Here is a 22,489-nt window from a genome sequence, read left to right as displayed (position 1 = left end):
CATTGTGCCGGCGGTGACCTCCCCCGCTCACCCCAGCGGCTCGCCCCCGTGGCACTCCCGGTACACCTTCCCCACCCCGCACCAGCAAGCCGCCGTCCTCGCCGGGGGCCAGGGGAGGGCGCGGCCGCGGGCGGCGAGGGTGGTGGTGAATTGGGGGAGGAGGTCGGAGTCGGCGGGGGAGGACTGTTCGGCGGCGGCGAAGGCTTCGTAGGCGGGGACGGTGGAGGTGACGATGCCGAGGTTGGCGGTGCCGGTGGAGGCGAGGTCGCGGAGGGAGGACTCGATGTGGGTGAGGTGGGCCGCGTGGGTGGGGTACTCGGAGGCGAGCCCGGGGTAGGCGGCGAGGAGTTCGGTCAGCTCGGGCTCGGGCCAGTGGAGGACCGCCACGGGGAAGGGGCGGGAGAGGGCGGAGCGGTAGGAGCCGAGTTCGGAGCGGAGGCGGGCGATTTCGGCGCGGAGCTCGGCGGGGTTGTCGGAGCCGAGGGCCCAGAGGCGTTTGGGGTCGTGGAGCTCGTCGAGGGAGATGGCGGCCCGCGCGGTGTGGCCGCGGTCGGCGAGGGTGTCCCAGGCGTCGTGGGGGAGGCCGAGGAGCCGGCGGACCCGGTGGCGGCCGGTGAGGAGGGACTGGATCTCGTAGGGGATCTCGTCGTCGCCGGGGGGCAGGAGGAGGGTGATCGCCGAGGTGAAGCAGGAGTGGGAGGCTTCCAGCTCGTCGTGGGACTCCAGGGTCTCGGCGACGATCTCCCAGGGGGCCGGGTCGGCGGGGGCCGCCGCGCGGATGCCGGCGATCAGGGCGCGGGCCTCCGCCTCGTGGCCGTACTCCCAGAGGTTCGCCGCCTGGAGGGCCTTCACCAGCAGGGGGCGCTCGGGGCCGTCGGCGGTGAGGCGGTCGTAGAGGGCGGAGGCGCGTTCGCGGGCGCCCGCCAGTTCGAGGTGGGCCGCGGCCTGGAGGAGCAGGGGCTCGGAGTCCTCCGGGTAGCGCGCCGCGGTACGCAGCAGGCGCTCGGCTTCGGCGATGTGGTCGGCAGGCGTGTCGGGGCGCATGGTGGACACGGTACTGCGGTCGGCGCGACGACCGAGAGGCCGCTGCGGCACCCCTTTGAGGGAGCGGAGGGGAACGGGAAAGCGATCCTGTATAACGGTTGTACTGGACAGTGAGGGAGGGGACATGGAGTGGAGGGCGCGTTCGCGCACGCTCCGGCCCGCCGTCCTCGCGCTGCTCCTGCTCGTCGAGATCCTGATCCTCGACGGCGGCGGACTCTCCGCCGCCCTCACGCTCGCCGCGACCGTCACCGCCACGGCCGCCGCCGGGACCGCGCTCGTCGTCTGCGCCGTCATCAGCGCCCGATGCGCCCCCGCCGTACCGCGTACCCGGATCCGCACGGCCATCCGCGACCGTGAGAAACGCACCGCCTTCCTGCCCCAGCGCGATCCCGACGCCAGAGGCCGCACCCGCCCCCGAGCGCCGGGGCGAGCCCTCCTGACGGCCGCGTAGGGGACCCTTCAACAGCTTTCAGCGGTCCTTCACACGGAACCGTCATGCCGCCATGTCTTCGCATCCCGGCACGACGAGACCCCTCGGAGGGCTCACCCATGTCCGTTTTCGCCAGTCTGGTCGAGCGGCTCGCAGAACTGCTCCAGCCGCTCTTCCTCACCTCGGCCACCGCCGCCGCGATCGTGCTGTTCACCGCGTTCGTACGGCTCGCGGTCCACCCCCTCTCCCGCGCCGCCGCCCGCGGACAGAAGGCCAACGCCCGGCTCGCGCCGCAGGTGGCGGCCGTGCGCAAGAAGCACCGGAACAACCCCGAGCGCCAGCAGCGGGCGCTCATGGAGCTGTACGCCAAGGAGAAGGCGTCGCCGCTCTCCGGCTGTCTGCCGAGCCTGCTCCAGCTGCCGGCGTTCTTCCTGCTGTACCACCTGTTCTCCAGCACGAGCATCGGCGGCGAGCCGAACGCGCTGCTCGATCACCGGCTCTTCGCCGCCCCGCTCGGCGAGCGCTGGACCGACGCCCTCGCGGACGGCGGGGTCCTCGGCGGCGCGGGAGCGGTCTACCTCGGCCTCTTCGTACTCGTCGCCGCCGTCGCCACCTTCAACTACCGCCGTACCAAGCGCCAGCTCGCCGCCGCCCCGGCCGAGGCGGGCACCCCGCCCGGCATGGCCGCGATGACCCGGATGATGCCGCTGCTCTCCTTCGCGACCCTGATCACGGTGGCGGTCGTGCCGCTCGCCGCCGCGCTCTACATCGTCACCAGCACCACCTGGTCGGCGGTCGAGCGGGCCGTCCTCTACCGGGACATGCCGGCCGCCGGGGCGCTGACGAATCCTCTGTGACCCAGAGGACGCAGAAGACCCAGAGGGCGCAGAAGACTCAGAAGACTCAGAGGGAGACCACGACACCCGAATCCGCCGACCGCCGCGCCGCCTCCAGCACCTCCAGCGCGTCCGCCGCCTCCTCGGCGGTGACCGGCGGGGGAGTGCCTTCGCGAAGGGCCCGGACGATCGCCGCGTAGTACGCCGGATAGTCGCCCGGGACGGTCTCCACCGGGCGGCCCCCGCCGGTCAGCGTGGACTCCCCGGCCCCGATCCGGCCCCGGGCGGACTCGCACTCCACGCCCCAGCCGGCGCTGTCCGCCGAGGGCCGCTCGCCCGCGCGCAGGGCGGCCTCCTGGGGGTCGAGGCCGTACTTCACGAACCCCGCCGAGCTGCCGAGCACCCGGAACCTCGGGCCGAGCTGCGCGGCCGTCGCGCTGAGATGGAGATGGGAGCGGACGCCGTTGGCGTGCGTCAGCGCGATGAAGGTGTCGTCGTCGGTCTCGGCCCCGGGCCGGCGGGTGTCGGCCTCCGCGTAGACCCTGACAGCCGGGCCGAAGAGGGTCAGCGCCTGGTCGACGACATGGCTGCCCAGGTCGTACAGGAGTCCGCCGATCTCCTCGGGGTCGCCGGACTCGCGCCAGCCGCCCTTGGGCTGTGGCCGCCACCGCTCGAAGCGGGATTCAAACCGCTGTACGTCGCCGAGTTCGCCGTCCGCGATGACCCGGGCCAGGGTGAGGAAGTCATTGTCCCAGCGGCGGTTCTGGAAGACCGAGAGCAGCAGACCGCGCCGCTCGGCGAGCGCCCCGAGGGAGCGCGCCTCGGCGGCGGTGGCGGCGAGCGGTTTGTCCACGACGACCGCGAGGCCCGCGTCCAGGGCGGCGGCGGCGAGGGGGACATGGGTCTTGTTGGGGGAGGCGATCACCACCAGGTCGAGTCCGTCCGCGCGGGCGAACAGCTCCTCGGGGGTGGTGGCCGGCCGTACGCCGGGGTGCTCGGCCAGGGCCCGCTCGCGGCGGCCCGGGTCCCGGGTGACCACGGTGTCCAGGGCCAGGCCCGGGGTGGCGGCGATCAGCGGGGCATGGAAGACGGAGCCCGCGAGTCCGTAGCCGATGAGTCCGACGCGGAAGGCGGCGCCGGTACCAGTACCAGTCATGGGGTCACTTAAACACGCGACCCCGGCGGCCGGGACCCGCCTGCGGGCCCCGGACCGGCGGTGTCTCCGCCGGATCCCCTCGCGGTACGCGGCGAGCCCGTCCCCCGGCCCGTACCCCAGCCCCGTCCCCCGGCCAGTACCCCAGCCCTGTACCCCGGCCCGTCCCCCGCACCCGCCGCGTGTGCACGGCGGCCGTCATCAGGCGGCCCGGACGGCACCCCGGGCCGGAGTCTGGGCGAGCGGGGTGAGGGACGCGTACTCCAGCGGGGCGGAGGGGTCGACGGACACCTCCAGCGGCGCGGGTTCCGCGCCCGCCCGGACCAGCAGATCGCCGACGGCGGCGATCATCGCCCCGTTGTCCGTGCAGAGCCCGCGCGGCGGCACCCGCAGGGTGATCCCGGCCGCCGCGCAGCGCCGCTCGGCCAGCGAGCGCACCCGTGAGTTCGCGGCCACCCCGCCGACCACGACCAGCGTCCCCACGCCGAACTCCCGGCAGGCCGCGACGGCCTTGCGGGTCAGCACATCGGCGACCGCCTCCTGGAGCGAGGCCGCGCCGTCGGCCACCGGCACCTCCTCGCCCCGGAGCCGGTGCCCCTCGGCCCAGCGGGCGGCGGCCGTCTTCACCCCGGAGAACGAGAAGGCGTACGGGTCGTCCCCGGGCCCGGTCAGCGCCCGGGGGAAGCGCACGGCGCGCGGATCGCCGTCGCGGGCGGCCCGGTCGACGGCGGGCCCGCCCGGATAGGGCAGTCCGAAGACCCGGGCGACCTTGTCGAAGCACTCGCCCGCCGCGTCGTCGAGGGTGTCGCCCAGATGGACGATGGGGTCGCGGGCGAGATCGCGCACGAGGAGCAGCGAGGTGTGCCCGCCGGAGACGATCAGCACGACGCAGGGGTCGGGCAGCGGGCCGTGCTCCAGGGCGTCGGCGGCGACGTGCCCGGCGAGGTGGTGCACCCCGTACAGCGGTACGCCCAGGGAGTACGCCAGGGTCTTGGCGCCGGCCAGGCCCACCTGGAGTGCTCCCGACAGGCCGGGTCCCGTGGTCACCGCGACCGCGCCGATGTCGCTCATGCGCAGCCCGGCCCGGTCCAGCGCCTGCCGTACGACCGGGGTGAAGGACTGGAGGTGCGCCCGCGCGGCGATCTCGGGGACCACTCCGCCGAAGCGGGCGTGCTCGTCCATGCTCGACGCGAGGGCGTGGCCCAGCAGCCTGCCCTCCCGCACCAGACCGGCCCCGGTCTCGTCGCACGACGACTCGATGCCCAGCACCACCGCAGCGCCCACCGCAGACCACTCCCACTCTCACCCATGGATCGCTATTGCGACCCATGTGCAATAAGGATAGGCGGCCTGCCCGGAAATACGCTGATGGGGCGGGATCGCGCGGCTGTTCGGGGGCGACCGGGCCGTGGCGCGCGATCGGACGGCCCGCGCGGGGGAGAGGGACGTCGGACGGGCTCCCCGCCCGGCCCCGCGGCACGATCAGCGAAGGGCACCCCACTCCCATGCGACTGCGCACTGCCTTCGTCGTCGGCGCCATCGCAACCGCCGTCGCGCTCCCGGCGACGGCCGCGACCGCCGCCGCGGGCTCCGGACCGCCGCCGCCGCGGAGCGTCCTCGCGGAAGCGCGACCGTCGGCGGCACCGCCACCGGAAGCAGTGCCACCGGAAGCGCCGCGCGGCGGGCCTCCCGCCGACCGCCCCCCGGACGCGGCCGTCGCCGCCGACGCCCGGCAGCCCCGCTGCGGCACCCCGTCGGTCAAGGACTTCCCCATCGCCACCCGGATCCACGGCGGGCCCCCGGTGCACCACCCCGGCGGCGGCTTCGAGTACTGGTTCGTGGAGCTGACCAACACCACCGCCGCGCCCTGCCGCAACATCCACCCGGTGATCGTCCTGGCCGCCCGCGACCGGGGGCTGACCAGGGACCGGCTGATGCTGGAGTTCTACGACCCGGCCGTCTCGCGCTGGCTCCCCGCCGATCTGGAGACGAGCGGCGAGGACGAGGTGGTCGCGGTCCTGGACGAGAGCGGCGCGGGCGGGTTCACCGTGCCCGCGCGGGCCGCCGTCACCGTGCGGGTGCGGCTCGCGCTGACCGCCGACACCCCGCCCAACCAGGTCACCGTCAACGCCGCGATCGTGCAGCGCCGGGGCGACGACGGCGACTGGCTCGGCGAGTCCGGCGACTACCGGTTCGCCGTCCTGGACGACAACGGCTACGGCGCGACCGTCACCCGCGACGAACTCGCCACCACCGGCCCCGGCTCACTGCTGAGGCTCGGCGCGGCCCTCGCCGTCGTCCTGCTGGGCGGTGGCGCGTTCGCGCTGGTGGCCCGCCGGTTGCGCGCTCTCGGACGCTGATCGTCCGGTCGCATTAGGCTATTGGTGTCGGGGTGACACAGGGCCGTGCCTCCGGCGTTCGCACCTCTCGTATTTTGTACGCCGCGCACGGCAGGAGTCCCGTTGATGGCAGAGCGCAAGCCGATCGAATCCTGGCTCACCGACATGGACGGTGTCCTGATCCACGAAGGCGTCCCGATCCCGGGCGCCGACGCTTTCATCAGGAAGCTCCGGGAGACCGGCAAGCCCTTCCTCGTCCTGACCAACAACTCCATCTACACCGCGCGTGATCTGCACGCGAGGCTCGCCCGGATGGGTCTCGACGTGCCCGTCGAGAACATCTGGACCTCGGCGCTGGCCACCGCCCAGTTCCTGGACGACCAGCGGCCCGGCGGCACCGCCTATGTCATCGGCGAGGCGGGTCTGACCACCGCGCTGCACGACATCGGCTATGTCCTCACCGACCACGACCCGGACTATGTGGTGCTCGGGGAGACCCGTACCTACAGCTTCGAGGCGCTCACCAAGGCGATCCGGCTGATCAACGGCGGGGCCAGATTCATCTGCACCAACCCCGACGAGACCGGGCCCTCCACCGAGGGGCCGCTGCCCGCCACCGGTTCGGTGGCCGCGCTGATCACCAAGGCGACCGGCAAGGACCCGTACTTCGCGGGCAAGCCCAACCCGCTGATGATGCGCACCGGGCTCAACGCGATCGGCGCGCACTCCGAGACCAGCGCGATGATCGGCGACCGGATGGACACCGACGTCCTGGCCGGTCTGGAGGCGGGGATGGAGACCTTCCTCGTGCTGACCGGGGTGACGACCCCGCCGGACATCGACCGCTACCCCTTCCGCCCGTCGACCGTCGTGGACTCGATCGCCGATCTGGTCGAGCGCATCTGAGCGACAAGCGGGCACCCGGCCCGCCCGCAGGCCCGCCGTTCACCCTTGCCTCTCCTTCATTCGCGCAGCTCAGGCGGGTGCGGCAGGTGAACGGCGGAGGCTGCGGATGCGAAAACGCGCCACACGCGTGAATCTTTCTGTATCAGGAGGTTCACCATGCGTTCAAGGTCGATTGCTCTGAGTGCCGCGGGGGTGGCCGTGGCACTGGTCATGGCCCCCGCCGCGGCCGGCGCCCACGCCCGGGACTCCGTCACCGTCACCGTCCACCCCACCGAGGTCCGGCCGGGGGACGAGGTCGAGATCCGGGTGCAGGGCTGCGAGGGCCGCGAGGGGACCGCCAGGTCCGGGGTCTTCGCCTCGGACGCGCGGCTCGGCGGAGGTGGCGGCGGAGGTGGCGGTGGCGGGGACCGGCACTCCGAGGAGGAGGAGCGCCACGGCTCCGGCCAGGAGTCCCGGACCCTCTCCGGGAGCACCTCCCTCGCCTTCCACGCCAAGCCCGGCGCGCACGACATCACCGTCGCCTGCGACGGCCGCCACCACCGCGCCGCCGGTGTGCTGCGCGTCGCCGGGGGCCATCCGAAGCCCGGCGAGCCCACCCCCGTCGCCCCGGTCAGGGCGGGCGGCGGCGGCACGGCCGCCCTCGCCGCGGACGGCCGGCACCAGGAAGAGTCCAGAAGCGCCGGACCCGGCACCACGCACACCGTCGTCGGGCTGGTGCTCACGGCCGTCGCGGCGCTCGCCGTCGCCTTCCGCTCCTCGCGCCGCCGCCGCACCGGCTCCCGCTGAGGCGGCCGGGATGTCCGCCGACGAACGCGCGCCGGGCTCCGGCCGGTTCCTCACCGGGGTCGCCTGGGCGGTGCTGCTGCTCGGGCTCTGGCTCTGGGGCCACGAGGTCACCGGCGGCCCCGGCGGCAGCTCGGCCCCCACCACCGGCGACGCCGCCGCCGTCGGCAGACCCCTCGGGGTGCCGCTGCCGCCCGCGCACCGGCCGCTGGAGCCCGCCAGGCCCAGCCGCGTCGACATCCCGTCCATAGGCGTCACCGCCCCCGTGGTGCCGCGCGGCCTGGACGCCGCCGGCGCGATCGACCCGCCGCCCTACGCCGCCCCCCGGACGGTCGGCTGGTACGGCGGCGGTACGCAGCCGGGCGCGCGGGGGGCGTCCCTGCTCGTCGGCCATGTGGACACCGAGACCAGACCCGCCGTCTTCTACGGTCTGAGCGCCACCCGCCCCGGCGAGAAGATCCGGGTGACCCGGGCGGACGGCTCGGTCGCCGAGTTCACCATCGACGACGTCCAGGTCTTCGGCCGGGAGCGCTTCGACGCGCGGAAGGTGTACGGACCGCACCGCGAGGGCCGGGCGGAGCTGCGGCTGATCACCTGCGGGGGCACCTTCGACCGGGCGACCGGAAGCTACACCGCCAATGTGGTCGTATCCGCCTATCTCACCGGCGTACGACGGTAGGAGACCTCTGGGGCGACGGACCGGGCGGTGGACCGGGGGCCTGGGCCTCCTACCCCGCTGACCTGGTGTGCCAGGATGGAATCGACCGGTATCGGCCGGGGCGTCAGGCTCCGAGATGCCTCGGAGCGGCACGGCCAAGGGGGAGCGGATGCAGATGAGTCGGACCGGACGCGCCACGGCGGGGATCGCGGGGGCGGCGGCGCTGCTGCTCTCCGGCTGTACGTCGCAGGGCGGCGGGGAGCCGAAGCTGAAGGTGAGTCAGCATCCCCGGGCCGCCGATCCGTACTGGGTCAACCCGGAGGGGAACGCGGCCCGGCAGGTCCTCTCCTACCGGGAGGACGGCGAGGACGAGAAGGCCGCGCTGATCGAGAAGATAGCCGGTCAGCCGGTCGCCGAGTGGATCGGCACGGAGAACGTCGAGGCCGAGACCCGGCGCATCACCGAGTCGGCCACCGAGGCCGACCGGGACGCGCTGCTGGTGCTCTACAACATCCCCCACCGCGACTGCGGACAGTTCTCCAAGGGCGGCGCGGCCGACGCGGGCGCCTACCGCGACTTCATCGACCAGGCGGCCAAGGGCATCGGCGACCGGCGGGCCACCGTGATCCTGGAGCCGGACGCGGTGCTCCACCTGGTGGACAACTGCACCCCCAAGGAGTTCCACGAGGAGCGCTACCAGCTGCTGTGGGGCGCGGTCGACCGGCTGAAGAAGCAGCCCGGCACCAAGGTCTATCTGGACGCGGGGAACGCCGGCTGGTCCAACCCCGACGCGCTCCAGGAGCCGCTGCGCCGGGCCGGTGTGGACAAGGCGGACGGCTTCGCCCTGAATGTCTCCAACTTCTATCCGACCGCCGCGAGCGCCGAGTTCGGCAAGAAGCTCTCCGCGAAGATCCACGGCAAGCCGTTCGTCATCGACACCAGCCGCAATGGCAAGGGCCCGTACACCGGGGGCGACCCCAAGGAGAACTGGTGCAATCCGCCCGGCCGGGCGCTCGGCGAGACGCCGACCGTCGAGACCGGGGATCCGCTGGTGGACGCCTATCTCTGGATCAAGCGCCCCGGGGAGTCGGACGGGGAGTGCAAGGGCGGCCCCCGGGCGGGCGAGTGGTGGCCCGAGTACGCGCTGGGCCTCGCCCGGGGCGCGTAGCAGCGGAGAACGACAGAACGCGGGGCTCCGGACGAACGGTCCGGAGCCCCGCGTTCTGCGTGTGGACGGTGTGACGGCGTACCGCTTACGGCACCTCGACCCAGACCGCCTCGGACGGCGTCCCCCGGTCGTCCGTCACGAAGAACATGTACCGGCCCGAGGGCACCAGCGCCCGGTTCTCCGGCACGGTGACCTCGACGCCGTCCGCCGTCTTCGTCGTCTCCAGCGCGATGGTGCGCTGGTCGACATCGGTGACATGGGTGACCGCGCTGGGCTTCAGCAGCTTCGCCGAGGTGAGCGGATGCTCGCTGGTGACCTTGAAGGTGCCCTTCCCGCCGCGCTCGATCCGCTCGGGGCCGCCGCTGACCTTTGGCCGGGTGTCCCGGTAGAGATACGGCGGCTCGTAGATCTCGATCCGCTGCTCGAAGACGCCCGGCCTGGTGTTGGCCTTGTCCGCGTAGAGCGAGTCCGAACCGAAGATCATCACCCGGCCGTCCGGCAGCAGCAGCGAGCCCGAGTGGTAGTTGCGGCCCACCCGGGGGTCGGCGACACGGGTGTACTCGCCCGTCTTTGGATCGTAGGTCCGGGCCTGGAGCACATTGGAGCCGCTGCGGCCCCGGTAGTCCTGGGACCCGCCGGTGACCAGGACCGAGTCGTCCGGCAGCAGCGAGGCGCTCGGGTAGCGGGTGCCCTTCTCCAGGGAAGCGCCGTCCTCGAAGCGCGGCTTGTCCTTCTTGAGGTCCACCAGCCGTGACTTCTCGCTGGAGTTCTCGTCCTCGCCGACCCCGCCGCCGCCGATGACCATGAACCGCTGGTCCTGGGCGGGCGGCAGCATCACGGTCGCCGAGGTCTCCATCTGATCGGCGTCGCTCAGCCCGGGGATCTTCTCGAACTCATTGGTGTCCAGGTCCCAGACGCCCGGGTCACGGCCGACGTCGGCGGGCCCGTAGCCGGCGTTGGAGCCGGAGTAGAAGAGCTTGCCGTTGTCCATCAGGAAGATCGCCGGATAGGTGGGGAACTTCCGGATCTTCCCGGTGTACTCCCACTTCTTCGTCTCGGGGTCGTAGATCTCGTCCTTGCCGGGGACGATCGCGCCGATCTCGTCGAGCCCGGAGAGCGCGAGCACCTTCCCGTCCTCGAGCGTGGTCAGGGTGGGATACCAGCGGGCCTCGTTCATCGGGTCGACGGGAATGTACTTCTCCGCCACCGGGTCGAACTCGTAGGAGTCCTTGATGCCCTGGAAGTCCTTCTTGTCGAGCGCGAGCTTCTGGGCGATCGCGTAGACATTGCGGGTGTCGCTGCCGGTGAGGCCGTGCACCCGGTAGTTGTCCTCGGTGCCGGTCTCGTACTCCTTGCCGGTCTTCTCGGCCTCGACATAGATCCGGCCGAGCCCGGCCTCGGTCCGGAGGAACCGCCCGGTCTTCTTGTCGAAGATCTTCTTCGCCTTCTCCACCAGGACCGGGTCCTTGGAGACGAAGGTCTTGCCGTTCTTCTTGCCGGTGAACTTGGTGCCGGCGGGGACGGTCTTGGGCGCGTCGGGGTCCTCGTTGTGGACGATCATCAGACCGCCCGCCTTGGTGACATCGCCCTGGAGCTTCTCGTACCGCTTGGTACCGCCCGCGACCAGCAGCTTTCCATCCGGCAGCTGGGTGTGTCCGGCGCAGAACATATCGGCGGGCGTGGGTATCTTCTTGAAGACGTCGGTCTGTGGATCCCACAGCACCGTCTCGAACTTCTTGGCGTCGAAGTTCTTCTGGTTGTTGCCGGAACCGGCGATCAGCAGCACCTTGCCGGTGTGCAGCAGCGCCGCGTGGATCGCGTTGACCCGGAACTCGGACGGGATGTCCAGGAAGCTCCACTTGCCGTTCGCGGCCTTGTACTCCGGCTGGTCGATCTTGTACGCGTGGTACTTCGCCGTGCCGTAGCGCCACATCGCCGGACCGTTCATCCCGGCCACCGCGACGACCACCGCCGCGCCTATCGCCAGCCGACGGGCGCGCCTCTTGCGGTGATCGGTCCGCGCGGCTTTCCTGCTCATTTCTTACGTCCCCCAAGGGCGATCTGCATGGTCTGTTCGGAGTCACCGGTTCCGGCGGGCGGCCGGGGCGGCGCGGGCGCGGCGGCGGACCCGGCGGGCCGGCCCGCTCCGCCCCCGCGCCGCCTGCGGCGCTTCCGCTTCTTCTTCTCCTCGTGGAGGGAGTGCCGCCAGACGAGGATCGGGGCGGCCGTGATCAGCATCGCCAGCGTGGCCCAGGTGATCATCGCCGGATGATCGTGGCCGAAGACGAAGGACGAGGCGAGCGAGGCGCCGAAGACGAAGATGAAGAAGAGATGGATCCGGAAGGTGCCGAACAGCGTGTCCGGGCTGGAGGAGTCGCCCTTCGGGGTCACGACGAAGGAGCTCTTGCGGCGGAGTACGGCGTCCATCAGCGAGCGGGCGTAGATCGGCGCGGAGAGCGCCGACATCATCATTCCCGCGAGGCCGCCGGAGCCCTCGGGCTCGTGCGGCGAGACATTGTGGCGGCGGTTCCAGATGTACAGGCCGATCTGGAGCGCGGAGGCGTTCCCGTACAGCATCATCCAGATCAGCGGGTCGATCTGCACACCCGACGCGCCCATGCCCAGGAACAGGGCGCAGCTGAGCGCCGCCAGGATCCAGTTGAGGGCGGACATCGGGTAGAAGATGATCATCATGGTGTAGTTGAAGAGCTTGCTGACCGGCAGTGAGCCGTAGCCTCTCCAGTACTGCTTGAGGATCGTCTCGTAGGTGCCCCGGGACCAGCGCAGCTGCTGGGTGAAGAAGTCGGTCCAGGCGGTGGGGCCCTCGCCGACGGCCAGCACGTCCGGGGTGTAGACCGAGCGCCAGCGGTTGCCGGAGGCCGGGTTCTTGGCCCGGTGCATCTCGAAGCCGGTCGCCATGTCCTCGGTGATCGAGTCGTACAGACCGCCGATCTGCTTCAGCGCGGAGATCCGGACGGCGTTGGAGGTGCCGACGAACATGGGCGCGCCGTAGCGGTTGCCCGCGCGCTGGATCAGGGCGTGGAAGAGGAACTGCTGCGACTCGGCGGCCTTGGTGACGAAGCTGTCGTAGTTGCCGTAGACCTGGGGGCCGATGACGAAGCCGACGTCCGGGTCGCGGAAGTAGCCGAGCATCCGCTCCAGATAGTTGGGCAGCGGGATGTGGTCGGTGTCGACGGAGGCGAAGTAGTCGTAGTCGTCGCCGTGCGCGTCGAGCCAGGCGTTGTAGTTGCCGTGCTTGGTCTTGGCGCGGTGCGCGCCCTTGGCCTGGTTCCACTTCGCGACGCCCTTGCGGGAGAAGTGGTGCACGCCGAGCCGGGCGCAGACCTCCTTGACCTCGGGGTCGTCGCCCTCGTCGAGCAGCCAGACGTGCATCAGCCCCCGGTGGCGGATGCGTACGGCCGCCTCCAGGGTCTTGGTGACCATCTCCAGGGGCTCTTTGCCGGGTACGAAGGAGGTCAGGAAGGCGACCTTGGTGCCGCTCTCCGGGACCACGGGTATCGGGTCGCGCGCGACCAGCGTCGCGTGGGCGTTGGAGAGCACGTTCAGCGTACGGAACAGCTCGATCAGCCCGATCGACACCAGCATGACGATGTCGAGGACGAGCAGGGTGTCGTTCTTGAGGTTGGGGTCGCGCTCGGTCCAGTGCGAGGGCTGCATCAGCCAGACGAAGAGTCCGAGGGAGACGAGCGGTGCCGCGCCCAGCAGGAGGGCCGCGCGTATCCGGTGCGGTTCCTGCGAGAGCAGGGAGCGGTACTCGACGGTGTAGGGCTTGGCCGGATCGGGTTGGGTGAGGGGGCCGGCCAGCCTGCTGTAGTGCTCGTAGTCGTACTTCGGCGGCGCCTTGCGGGGGCGGGGCGGCCGGCTGCCGGTGCGGCCCGGCACCACTCTGAGCTGGGTTGTCAGGGAAGGGTCGGTGGACCCCCCGGCGCCGTTCGGCGTCGACGTCATGGATCATCCCCCCGCACGCGTATGCGGCGCGCGTGAATGTGGTTGTCGGCGCGTCAGACCGCGAGCCCCCTCGACCCGGTGGCCTGAACGCATGGGTGCGGGCCATCGCCGCCGCAGACAGCGGACAGTGACCCAGTGGTTGCGCGATGTCTGTTGCCGGATGGATCCGCGCAGGGGACTCCCGCCCCGGCGCGCACAACGGAATCGTGCACTCCATGCACCCTCAACTGCGCTGCGACGGCTGTGCGGCCGAGGGTGACGGAATCAGAATAGGGTCTCCGACCCATCACGTGATCGCAAGGGTCAAATAGCCTAGAATCGGTCATTTGTGCGATTCACAGGGGCTTTGTGAAAATGCCGGGAGCATGTGTGGATGGCTGGAAAGCGTCCACAGGGCTCGGGAGGTGTGGCGCGGGCGTACGACAGAAGCCCCCTCGTCCGTGACGAGGGGGCTTCCGGTGCGCGTGCGCCGCCAGGGACTCGAACCCCGGACCCGCTGATTAAGAGTCAGCTGCTCTAACCAACTGAGCTAGCGGCGCGTGCTGACCTGGAGAACTCTACCGGACCCCGGGAGGTGCTCCCGACCATTGCCCGCCCGTACCGGCCTGTCGGATCGTCGGTTTTTCCCGGCAGTCCCGCAAAATGGGGTAAATCGTCACAAGTCCGTAGAGGGTGGAGAGGGCGGAGATGAGTGTGCCGGTGTTCGAGGAGTACGAGCCCGCTCCCGACTGCGGCTGCCCGGGGTGCTTCCCGCGTCCGCGCGCGCTGCCGTCCGGCGGCCGTCCGGCGGCGCACGGCCGCCGCGGGGCGCTGGTGCTCCTCACCGCCGCCGGGGTGGTGCTCGGCGGGGCGGTGGGGCCGGTCCACGCGGTGACCGCGCCGCCGGTCGCGCCGGGACCCGCCACCGCGCCGGCGCCCGCGCCCGCTTCCGACCCGGGCCCTGCCTCCGTTCCGGTTCCGGTTCCGGTTCCGGCTCCCGCGCCGGCGGCCGGGCTGCCGGCCGTGCCGTCTCCCGCGCCCTCCTCCGTACCCTCCTCGGTGCCGCCGGCCGCGCCGCCGACGGCGACCCCGCCCGATCCCCCGGCCGCGCCGGTGCCGGCCGCGCCCGGGCCGGAGCCCGGCGTACCCGCCCCCGTGCCGGGTCCGGCCGCCGAGCCCGCGCCCGCGCCGCCGATGCCGGTGCGGGCGACGACCCGCGCCGAGATCATCGCCCGGGCCAAGGAGTGGCTCGCCGCCAAGGTCCCGTACAGCATGAAGACGTACTGGACGGACGGCTACCGCCAGGACTGCTCCGGATTCGTCTCCATGGCCTGGGGCCTGGCCCGCAACGAGTGGACCGGGACCCTCGCCCAGTACGGCACCCGCATCGCGCGCGCGGAGCTGCGCCCCGGCGACATCCTGCTCTTCCACAATCCGGTCGCCCCGAACGAGGACTCGCACGTCACGATCTTCGGCGGCTGGTCCGACGACGCGCACACCTCTTATCTGGCCTATGAGCAGACCAGGCCGCACACCCGCAGACAGTCCACGCCCATGGCCTACTGGAGCGACTCCGACCAGTACGTCGCCTACCGCAGGCTGGAGCTGACCGACACCGACACCGACACCGGCACCGGCGCCGTGGCGGCGGGGACCGCTTCGGCCGACGCCTACCCGGGCGAGTCCGCGTTCGGCCCCGGCGCGAACAACACCCATGTCACCCGGCTCGGCCGGATGCTGCTCGCGCGCGGCGGAGCGCGCTTCTACACGGAGGGGCCCGGCCCGGTCTGGGGCGAGGCGGACCGCCGGGCGACCGAGGCGTTCCAGCTGGCCCAGGGGTGGAGCGGCGGCGACGCGGACGGGGAGCCGGGACCGGAGACCTGGCGGCTGCTGGTGACGGGGGAGGGCCGGGACATTCCGCCGGAGCCCGTCGCGGTGGAGCCGACGGCCCCGGCTCCGGCCCCGGCTCCGGTTCCCGCTCCGGTTCCGGCCGCCGCCGACGCGGTGGACGCGAAGGCCCGGACGGCGGGGCCGCCCTACCCGGGGCGCGGGCACTTCCGGCCCGGCCGGTCCGGAGCGCAGGTCGACCGGCTCGGCCGGCGGCTGGTGCAGCGCGGCTTCGGACGCCACTACACCTCGGGGCCCGGGCCGGTCTGGACCGAGGAGGACCGGCGCAATGTGGAGGCGTTCCAGCGGGCCCAGGGCTGGCGCGGGACCGCCGCCGACGGCTACCCCGGCCCGGAGACCTGGCGGCGGCTGTTCGGCGGCCCCCCGGCCCCCGGCCCCGCCGTCGTCGCTTCCTCCGCCGCCTCGGCCGAGACCGTCGCAGTGACCCGACAGAAGAGGCGAGAGCAGTCATGAACACCACGACATCGGAGCCGGAGGGCGGCGACGCCCCGGCCGAGGCGCCGAGGCACACCCCGGTCATCACCCAGGAGGCGACCACCGAGATCCCGGTGCACCTTCTCTTCCGCGACACCGACGCCCCGCCGGTGGCGCTGCGGCCCGCCGTGGTCGCGCGCCGCAAGGGCACGGGGGAGCAGCCGAGGGTCGGCCCCGGGCCGGCCGCCCCGCGCACCCCCGCCCCCGCCCCCGCCGCCTCGCGGCCCGCGCCGCCCGGCGACCCGGAGCTGGCCGAGCGCCCCGGCGCGGTGCTGCCCGGCTGGACGGGGCTGGCGGCGGGGGCGTGCGCGATCGCCGGGATCGGCACGGTGCTGTGGGGCGCGGGCGCCCTCCCGGAGATGGTGCCCCGGCTCTTCGGACTGACCGTGTACCCCTTCCACGGCATCGGCCTCGGGCTGTGGTGTCTGCTCGCGCTGGGCGTGGCCATCGCGCTCTTCGCCCTCGGCGGCATCGGTCGCGGCCAGGTCGGCCGGGTCTGGGTGCTCACCCAGTTCGGCGAGTACCGGGGCAGTGTGCGGCGTACCGGAATGCTGTGGATGAGCCCGATGCTGCTGCGCCACCGGGTCGATGTGCGGCTGCGGCACTGGCGCAGCGATCCGATGCCCGCCGTGGACGCGGACGGCACGGCGCTGCGGGTGGTGGTCCTGGTGGTGTGGCGGGTGCGCGACACGGCCCGTGCGGTGCTCGGGGTGGAGGACCACGAGGAGTACGTGAGCGAGCAGGTGGAGTCGGCGATGGCGAGGGTGCTCTCGCAGCTCCCGGCGGACGCCTTCCACGAGGACGCGCCGACGCTGCGCGACGCGGAGGCGGTGGGCGGGGCGCTGACCCGGATGCTCTCCGCCGAGTGCGTTCCGGTGGGGGTCGAGATCTTCTCGGCGCAGCCGGTGGGGATCGAGTACGCGCCGGAGGTGGCGGCGGCGATGCAGCGCCGGCGGATCGCGGCGATCGACGCGCGGCACCGGGACAGCGTGCTGACCTCGGTGGTGGACGCGGTGGACGACACGGTGACCCGGCTGACCGCGCGGGGGCTGGTCGAGCTGGACGACTATGAACGAAAGGCCCTGGTCAAGGATTTGACGGTGGCGTTCTACGCGAGCCGTTCGGGGGCCCGGGAGGAGTGAGACCCCCCGCGCCGGGGGCAGATGGAGGGGGTTGGGGCATCACCCGGTGAAGCGCCGCAGGTATGCCGCAGGCAAAGTGCGGCGATATGCAGGATTCGCCGGAGAAGTTAAGGGGAAGCGGGCGCCCGGCCAAGTGAAGGTTTCCAATTGGTCTGGACATGGTGAACTTCCGTCAATACATTGGTGCTTGGTCTAGACCTGAAGGGGCGCGAAAAGGAGCGCTCCCAACCCGCTTTGAGATACACCCCCACGCACGCGTGCAAGCACGGCTCACTGAACTCCCCCACGTTCCCTGGAGCGAAGCATGCGCAACAAGATGACCGCCGCCGCTGTCGGCCTTCTCGTGACGGGCGCGACTGTGCTCGCCACTGGCAGTGCCAACAGCCATGGCTACACCGACTCTCCGATCAGCCGTCAGAAGCTCTGTGCCAATGGCACGGTGTCGAACTGCGGCAGCATCCAGTGGGAGCCGCAGAGCGTCGAGGGCCTCAAGGGCTTCCCCGCCGCCGGTCCGGCCGACGGCCAGATCTGCGCGGGCGGCAACGGAGGCTTCGCGCCGCTCGACAACCCGCGCGGTGGAAACTGGCCCGCCACCCAGGTGTCCTCGGGTGCGAGCCACACCTTCAACTGGCGCTTCACGGCCCGCCACGCCACCGCGGACTTCAAGTACTACATCACGAAGGCCGGGTGGAACCCCAGCGAGCCGCTGACCAGGTCGGCGCTTGAGTCGCAGCCGTTCCTGACGGTTCCCTACGGTGGCAAGCAGCCTCCGCAGACGCTGTCGCACGCCGGTAACCTGCCGTCGCGCTCGGGCAAGCACCTCATCCTCGCGGTGTGGACCGTCGCCGACACGCCCAACGCGTTCTACGCCTGCTCCGACGTCAAGTTCTGATCGGAGCTCGGCTGAAGCACGGAATCACGGAAGCCATGGGCCCACCGGCCCGCACGGCAGCCGTGAAACGCCGGCGGAGTGATCACCAGGTGGGGCCGAGGGACCGGAGCCGGGTCCTCAGCCCCGCCGGGTGACCTCCGGCGCGATCGTGCGTGCCGCGCTTTCCGTGGGCCTGGTGCCACGGAGGGCGCGGTGCCGCGGCGGAGCACTGCCCCACAGCGCTCCGAACGCTTTCCCGCTCGGTTCGGCGGCCTTGGCCGGGGCCGCCGGCCGGGCGCATTCGTGTGTCCGGGCGGCGGCTGTGGCACTGGTACCCGTGCCCGTACCCGTGTGCCCGTGTGCCCGTACTCGCATCGGGGTCCGGCGGTCCCGATGTGTCAGGCGGCACGGTGGCGCGGCGACCCGGAAACGCGCGGAGAAACGACAGAAAACACCTTGGGCGTTCCGGTTGAACCGGAACGCCCAAGGTGTTCAATGTGCGCCGCCAGGGACTCGAACCCCGGACCCGCTGATTAAGAGTCAGCTGCTCTAACCAACTGAGCTAGCGGCGCTTGACGACATAAATATTACCTGGTCCCGAGGAGTGCTTGCGACCACTCCCGTCCCTCCCGTCCCAGGGGGCCATGGAGAGCGGTGCTCCGATTCGCGAGCACTGCTTCCGCGTGGCTCAGAGCACCAGGGACAGCACCACCGGGGCCGCCCTGCGGTTCAGCTTCTCTGCCGCCGCGCGCAGCCGGTGGGCGTGCTCGATCGGCAGCGAGAGCGCCAGGCATCCCACCGCCGCCCCGGCGGTCAGCGGGACGGCCGCGCAGACGGTGCCCACCGCGTACTCCTGGAGATCGAGCACCGGGACCGTGGGCGGCTGGCTGTCCAGCTTGGAGAAGAGCAGCTTCTCGCTGGTGATCGTCCGCGAGGTGAATCGGGTGATCTTGTGCCGGGCCAGATGGTCGCGGCGGCCGTTGGGGTCGAGCTGGGTCAGCAGACACTTGCCGAGCGCGCTGGCGTGGGCCGCGAAGCGGAAGTCGACGTACTCATTGACCTTGGGGGTGCGCGGGCCGTCCGCGTACTGCGTGATCCTGACCTCGCCGTCCACATACCGGCTGAGGTAGACGGCCGCGCCCACCGAGTCGCGGATCTCCGCGAGGGTGTCCTGGAGTTTGATCTCCAGCGCCTGCTGCCGGCTGGCCCCGGAGCCCAGCAGCACCAGCGAGTCGCCGATCACATAGGCACCGTCCGAGATCTGCTCGACATAGCCCTCGCGGAGCAGCATCTCCAGCAGCGGGGACAGATGCGCGGCGGGCAGCCCGCTCTCGCGGCCGATCTGCGCGTCGGTGACCCCGCCGGAGTGCCGGGAGACCGTCTCCAGGACACGCAGGACGTACCGCACCGAGTGGAACGGCGCGGTCGGCTCCGGCTTCAGCGCCACGGTCTCCCCCTAGCAGGTCGTCGCCGCACGGCATCCGTACCACGATAGCGGCCAAGAGCATCCAAAGGGGGAGCTGTTGGCGAGAATGCGGGGTGCGCCCCCGCACGTTGCACGAGCTTATCCGGAGGGCATATGCCCGCGACATCCTCCTGTGAACCTCAGAGCACCGCGCTCAAAAATTCCCGGGTCCGCTCCTGCTCCGGATCGCCGAACATCTTCTCCGGGTGGCCGAATTCAATGACCTTCCCCTCGTCGAACATCATGACGCAGTCGGAGATGTCCCGGGCGAAGCTCATCTCGTGCGTCACGCAGAGCATGGTGATGTCCGTGGTGCGCGCGATGTCCCGGAGCAGATCCAGGACGCCGGCCACCAGCTCCGGATCGAGCGCGGACGTCACCTCGTCCAGCAGCAGCACCTTGGGGCGCATCGCCAGCGCCCGCGCGATCGCCACCCGCTGCTGCTGCCCGCCGGAGAGCCGCCCCGGGTAGGTGTCGTGACGGTCTTTGAGACCCACCATGTCCAGGAGTTCCAGGGCCCGTTCATCGGCCTCGTCCCGGGACATCCCCAGTACATGGACCGGGGCCTCGGTGATATTCCGCAACACGCTCATGTGCGGGAAAAGATTGAACTGCTGGAAGACCATTCCCATGTTCTTCCGCACCTCCCGGACATGTTTCTCGCCCGCCGGGACCAGCTTTCCGTTTCTCTCCTCGTGGGACAACGGAGTCCCGTCGACCGTGATCGTGCCCTCGTCCGGTTTCAGCAGGGTCATCAGCAGTCGCAGAATCGTGGTCTTCCCCGAACCGGAGGGCCCGATCAGTGTCACGTGCTTCTTGGGGAAGACCCTGAAGTCCAGCGAGTCCAGGACCGTGTTGGAGCCGAAACGTTTGGTCACCCGGTCGAATCGGATGAGTTCGTCCGCGGTCGTGTCCGCGCCGGCGGCGGCGCGCTCCTGGGCGTGGTCGTCCCGGGCCTCGGCGCCGGCGTCGACGGCGGCACCGGCGTTGGTGTCTGAGTTGGCGGTGTCAGCGGGCAAGACGACGCTCCAGTGTGCGCATGAGAAAGGATGCCGGACAGGAGATGAGAATGAAGGCGATGCCGACGACCGTGAACGCCTCGACCGTCAGAAAGGTTTCGGACGAGAACTGCCGTGCCTCGCCGAGCATTTCCATCACTCCGACGACGAAGAGCATCGGCGTGTCCTTCAGCATCGCGATGACGTAGTTGCCGAGGGCCGGGGCCACCCGGCGGATCGCCTGCGGCAGGATCACCGCGCCCCAGGTCCGGCCGCGCGAGAGGCTGAGCGCGGTCGCCGCCTCCCACTGGCCCGGGGGGACGCCCTCGATCCCCGCCCGGTACACCTCGGCGGTGTACGTCGAGTAGTGCAGACCGAGCCCCACGACGCCGGTCACCATCGCGGACAGGGTCAGCCCCCACTCGGGCAGGACGTAGTAGAGGAAGAAGAGCTGCACCAGCAGCGGCGTGTTCCGGACGAACTCGGTGAACAGCGCCACCGGCCGGCGCACCAGGGCGGGCCCCGAGCGCTGGGCCACCGCCCACACCAGACCGAGGCCGAACGCCAGCAGCGCGCTCAGCGCCAGCGCCTGCGCGGTGACCAGCAGACCGTCCCAGAGGCGCGGCAGGAAGTCGTCCACGGCGGACCAGTCCCAGCTCACCGGCGCTCACCCCCGGTGCTCGCGGTGGTGGCGGCGGTCGCCGCCCGGCGGCGCGGTGGGAGCAGCCGCCGCGGCGAGAGCGCCCGCCGCGGTGGCGGCCCCTCGCCCGCCCCGGCCCTCGCCCGGCGCTCCAGCACCCGCATCCCCCGGGTCATCGCGAAGGCGATCACGAAGTACACCAGCAGGATCACCGTGTACACGGGCGCGCTCTGACCAGTGGCGTTGCGCACCAGCGCCGCGCCGAACGCGAGGTCGGAGACCCCCATGACGGAGACCAGCGCCGTCCCCTTCAACAGCTCGATCAGCAGATTGTTGAAGGGCGGGATCATCTCCGGCCACGCCTGCGGCAGGACGATCCGCCACAGCCGCTGCCCGGGGCGCAGATTCAGGGCGATGCCCGCCTCGTGCTGCCCCGGCGGCACGGCGGCGACCGCGCCCCGCACCACCTCGGAGCCGTACGCCCCGTAGCTGAGCCCCAGCGCCAGCACGGCGGCCCACATCGGCTCCAGCTGCCAGCCGAGGCCCAGCGGCAGCACGAAGAAGAGCCAGAACATCAGGATCAGCGCCGACGTGCCCCGGAAGACCTCGAAGTAGACCCCGGCGGCGAACCGGACGATCCGGAGCCGGTTCAGCCGCGCCAGACCGGTGACGAAGGCGACCGCCGCGGCGAGGGCGGCGCTGAGGACGGTCAGCTGGAGAGTGATCCAGACGCCGTCCAGCAGGATTTCCCACAGACCCGGAGTGATTTCGCTCATGCCCGGCACTTCTCCTCGGCGGTGAGATCCGTCATCTGGTCCGCCGTGAAACCGAAGGGCCGCATGATCTCCAGCAGCTCACCGCTCTTCTTCAGCTTGCGCAGCTCACGGTTGAACGCGTCGCGGAGTGCGGTCTCAGGGGTCCGGAAGGCGAATCCGCCGGCGCTGACGACCGGTTTTCCATCGACATGGGGAGTGACCTCTTCGACGACCTCCGTACGGGTGCTCTCGGTCTCCCGCACCACATTGCGCGCGGTGACCGCGGTACCGACAAAGACATCTATACGGCCCTGTTCCACGGCGAGCAGCCCGGCCAGCTGATCGGGGAGGGTCGTGACCTTCCGGACCCCGGCCTCCTTCGCGTACTCGATCTGGGCATAGCCGGTCCCGGTCGCCATCCGCGCACCGGAATCGGCGATGTCCCGGTAGGTGCGCAGCCCTTTCGGATTTCCCCGCGCCACGATGAAGGCGTCGAGCATCTGATATTCGGGATCCGCGAAGACGACCTGTTCGCAGCGGGTCGGATTGATGTACATACCGGCCGCCACCGCATCGAACTGGAGCGAATTCAGACCGGCGATCAGCGAGCCGAACTCGGTGGGGAAGGGCTGGACGTCGGGCACGCCCAGCTCCTTGAAGATCCGCCGGGCGACGGCGGGCGCGGAGCCGGTCATCCTCCCGTCCTTGCCGATGTAGCCGTAGGGCTGCTCACCCGCCAGCCCCAGCCGTACGGTCCCGGTCGCGCGCAGCTGCTCCAGCAGCCGGCCGCCGTCGCCGTCGTTCCCCGTCGCGACCCTGGCGCAGCCGGCGCTCGCGCCCGTCACGCCCAGGGCCGCGGCTCCCGCCAGCAGCGAGCGCCGCCGCAGGGTGGGGCGGGCGGTCTGTCGTGGTCTCTCCGGTGGTCGGGCCATGCTCGCCCGGCTACCCCGGCGTCGCGCCGATATGCGGAC

Annotated in this window: 20 protein-coding genes and 2 tRNA genes; 10 read left to right on the top strand and 12 right to left on the bottom strand. The window is 71.5% G+C overall.

Going from position 1 to position 22,489, the window contains the following annotated elements; translation table 11 throughout:
- Positions 1 to 27: 27 nt before the first annotated feature.
- Positions 28 to 1,044 carry an SEC-C domain-containing protein gene (locus ABD371_RS06995; protein ID WP_344473873.1) on the bottom strand — a complete coding sequence of 339 codons (1,017 nt, stop codon included), beginning with the start codon at positions 1,042 to 1,044 and terminating at the stop codon, positions 28 to 30.
- Between the two features lie 124 nt (positions 1,045 to 1,168).
- On the opposite strand from ABD371_RS06995, the gene ABD371_RS06990 reads away from it, so the two are divergent.
- Together ABD371_RS06990 and ABD371_RS06985 are read left to right on the top strand one after the other, a co-directional pair.
- Entirely contained in the window at positions 1,169 to 1,495 is a 327-nt protein-coding gene (locus tag ABD371_RS06990) for a DUF6412 domain-containing protein (protein ID WP_344473871.1), read from the top strand.
- Between the two features lie 98 nt (positions 1,496 to 1,593).
- Positions 1,594 to 2,331 carry a YidC/Oxa1 family membrane protein insertase gene (locus tag ABD371_RS06985; protein WP_344473869.1) on the top strand — a complete coding sequence of 246 codons (738 nt, stop codon included), beginning with the start codon at positions 1,594 to 1,596 and terminating at the stop codon, positions 2,329 to 2,331.
- A 46-nt stretch (positions 2,332 to 2,377) separates the two neighbouring features.
- Here the strand turns inward: ABD371_RS06985 and ABD371_RS06980 are convergent, their stop codons facing one another.
- Together ABD371_RS06980 and tsaD are read right to left on the bottom strand one after the other, a co-directional pair.
- The gene (locus ABD371_RS06980; protein ID WP_344473867.1) at positions 2,378 to 3,466 is read right to left on the bottom strand and encodes a Gfo/Idh/MocA family oxidoreductase; all 1,089 of its coding nucleotides are present in this window, start codon (positions 3,464 to 3,466) and stop codon (positions 2,378 to 2,380) included.
- Between the two features lie 198 nt (positions 3,467 to 3,664).
- Positions 3,665 to 4,747 (bottom strand): tRNA (adenosine(37)-N6)-threonylcarbamoyltransferase complex transferase subunit TsaD, encoded by a 1,083-nt coding sequence (tsaD, locus tag ABD371_RS06975; RefSeq protein WP_344473865.1) that lies wholly within the window; start codon positions 4,745 to 4,747, stop codon positions 3,665 to 3,667.
- A gap of 221 nt (positions 4,748 to 4,968) precedes the next feature.
- On the opposite strand from tsaD, the gene ABD371_RS06970 reads away from it, so the two are divergent.
- The 5 genes from ABD371_RS06970 to ABD371_RS06950 all read left to right on the top strand — a co-directional run bounded on the left by ABD371_RS06970 (position 4,969) and on the right by ABD371_RS06950 (position 9,317).
- On the top strand, positions 4,969 to 5,823 hold the full coding sequence (locus ABD371_RS06970; RefSeq protein ID WP_344473863.1) for a hypothetical protein: 855 nt from the start codon (positions 4,969 to 4,971) through the stop codon (positions 5,821 to 5,823).
- Between the two features lie 105 nt (positions 5,824 to 5,928).
- On the top strand, positions 5,929 to 6,708 hold the full coding sequence (locus ABD371_RS06965) for an HAD-IIA family hydrolase (RefSeq protein WP_190125774.1): 780 nt from the start codon (positions 5,929 to 5,931) through the stop codon (positions 6,706 to 6,708).
- A gap of 156 nt (positions 6,709 to 6,864) precedes the next feature.
- Entirely contained in the window at positions 6,865 to 7,494 is a 630-nt protein-coding gene (locus ABD371_RS06960; RefSeq protein ID WP_344473858.1) for a hypothetical protein, read from the top strand.
- A 10-nt stretch (positions 7,495 to 7,504) separates the two neighbouring features.
- On the top strand, positions 7,505 to 8,170 hold the full coding sequence (locus ABD371_RS06955; protein ID WP_344473855.1) for a class F sortase: 666 nt from the start codon (positions 7,505 to 7,507) through the stop codon (positions 8,168 to 8,170).
- A gap of 148 nt (positions 8,171 to 8,318) precedes the next feature.
- Complete coding sequence (locus tag ABD371_RS06950; RefSeq protein ID WP_344473853.1) at positions 8,319 to 9,317, top strand: glycoside hydrolase family 6 protein; 999 nt, start codon at positions 8,319 to 8,321, stop codon at positions 9,315 to 9,317.
- A gap of 85 nt (positions 9,318 to 9,402) precedes the next feature.
- Here the strand turns inward: ABD371_RS06950 and glxA are convergent, their stop codons facing one another.
- The 3 genes from glxA to ABD371_RS06935 all read right to left on the bottom strand — a co-directional run bounded on the left by glxA (position 9,403) and on the right by ABD371_RS06935 (position 13,825).
- Entirely contained in the window at positions 9,403 to 11,355 is a 1,953-nt protein-coding gene (glxA, locus tag ABD371_RS06945; protein WP_344473851.1) for a radical copper oxidase GlxA, read from the bottom strand.
- Entirely contained in the window at positions 11,352 to 13,286 is a 1,935-nt protein-coding gene (locus ABD371_RS06940; protein WP_344473849.1) for a glycosyltransferase family 2 protein, read from the bottom strand. The genes glxA and ABD371_RS06940 overlap by 4 nt, the downstream gene beginning before the upstream one ends.
- A 465-nt stretch (positions 13,287 to 13,751) precedes the next feature.
- A tRNA-Lys gene (locus ABD371_RS06935) sits at positions 13,752 to 13,825 on the bottom strand.
- A gap of 148 nt (positions 13,826 to 13,973) precedes the next feature.
- On the opposite strand from ABD371_RS06935, the gene ABD371_RS06930 reads away from it, so the two are divergent.
- The 3 genes from ABD371_RS06930 (at position 13,974) to ABD371_RS06920 (ending at position 17,681) form a co-directional block, all read left to right on the top strand.
- Positions 13,974 to 15,626 carry a peptidoglycan-binding protein gene (locus ABD371_RS06930; protein ID WP_344473847.1) on the top strand — a complete coding sequence of 551 codons (1,653 nt, stop codon included), beginning with the start codon at positions 13,974 to 13,976 and terminating at the stop codon, positions 15,624 to 15,626.
- Positions 15,623 to 16,789, top strand: a complete 1,167-nt coding sequence (locus ABD371_RS06925; RefSeq protein WP_381733296.1) for an SPFH domain-containing protein — start codon at positions 15,623 to 15,625, stop codon at positions 16,787 to 16,789. The genes ABD371_RS06930 and ABD371_RS06925 overlap by 4 nt, the downstream gene beginning before the upstream one ends.
- A 304-nt stretch (positions 16,790 to 17,093) precedes the next feature.
- The gene (locus tag ABD371_RS06920; protein WP_344473845.1) at positions 17,094 to 17,681 is read left to right on the top strand and encodes a lytic polysaccharide monooxygenase auxiliary activity family 9 protein; all 588 of its coding nucleotides are present in this window, start codon (positions 17,094 to 17,096) and stop codon (positions 17,679 to 17,681) included.
- Positions 17,682 to 18,158: 477 nt separating this feature from the next.
- Here the strand turns inward: ABD371_RS06920 and ABD371_RS06915 are convergent.
- The 6 genes from ABD371_RS06915 to ehuB form a co-directional block, all read right to left on the bottom strand.
- Positions 18,159 to 18,232 (bottom strand) — tRNA-Lys (locus tag ABD371_RS06915).
- A gap of 116 nt (positions 18,233 to 18,348) precedes the next feature.
- The gene (locus ABD371_RS06910; RefSeq protein ID WP_344473843.1) at positions 18,349 to 19,107 is read right to left on the bottom strand and encodes an IclR family transcriptional regulator; all 759 of its coding nucleotides are present in this window, start codon (positions 19,105 to 19,107) and stop codon (positions 18,349 to 18,351) included.
- A gap of 158 nt (positions 19,108 to 19,265) precedes the next feature.
- The gene (gene ehuA / locus ABD371_RS06905) at positions 19,266 to 20,018 is read right to left on the bottom strand and encodes an ectoine/hydroxyectoine ABC transporter ATP-binding protein EhuA (RefSeq protein ID WP_344474118.1); all 753 of its coding nucleotides are present in this window, start codon (positions 20,016 to 20,018) and stop codon (positions 19,266 to 19,268) included.
- 115 nt (positions 20,019 to 20,133) lie between these two features.
- Positions 20,134 to 20,784 carry an ectoine/hydroxyectoine ABC transporter permease subunit EhuD gene (gene ehuD / locus ABD371_RS06900; RefSeq protein WP_344473841.1) on the bottom strand — a complete coding sequence of 217 codons (651 nt, stop codon included), beginning with the start codon at positions 20,782 to 20,784 and terminating at the stop codon, positions 20,134 to 20,136.
- On the bottom strand, positions 20,781 to 21,539 hold the full coding sequence (ehuC, locus tag ABD371_RS06895; RefSeq protein WP_344473839.1) for an ectoine/hydroxyectoine ABC transporter permease subunit EhuC: 759 nt from the start codon (positions 21,537 to 21,539) through the stop codon (positions 20,781 to 20,783). The genes ehuD and ehuC overlap by 4 nt, the downstream gene beginning before the upstream one ends.
- The gene (ehuB, locus tag ABD371_RS06890; protein WP_344473836.1) at positions 21,536 to 22,450 is read right to left on the bottom strand and encodes an ectoine/hydroxyectoine ABC transporter substrate-binding protein EhuB; all 915 of its coding nucleotides are present in this window, start codon (positions 22,448 to 22,450) and stop codon (positions 21,536 to 21,538) included. Before ehuB ends, ehuC begins: the two co-directional genes overlap by 4 nt.
- Between the last annotated feature and the right edge of the window lie 39 nt (positions 22,451 to 22,489).

The sequence above is a fragment of the Streptomyces amakusaensis genome (assembly GCF_039532665.1).
Classification (GTDB): domain Bacteria; phylum Actinomycetota; class Actinomycetes; order Streptomycetales; family Streptomycetaceae; genus Streptomyces; species Streptomyces amakusaensis.
This window is presented reverse-complemented; position numbering and strand designations above follow the sequence as displayed.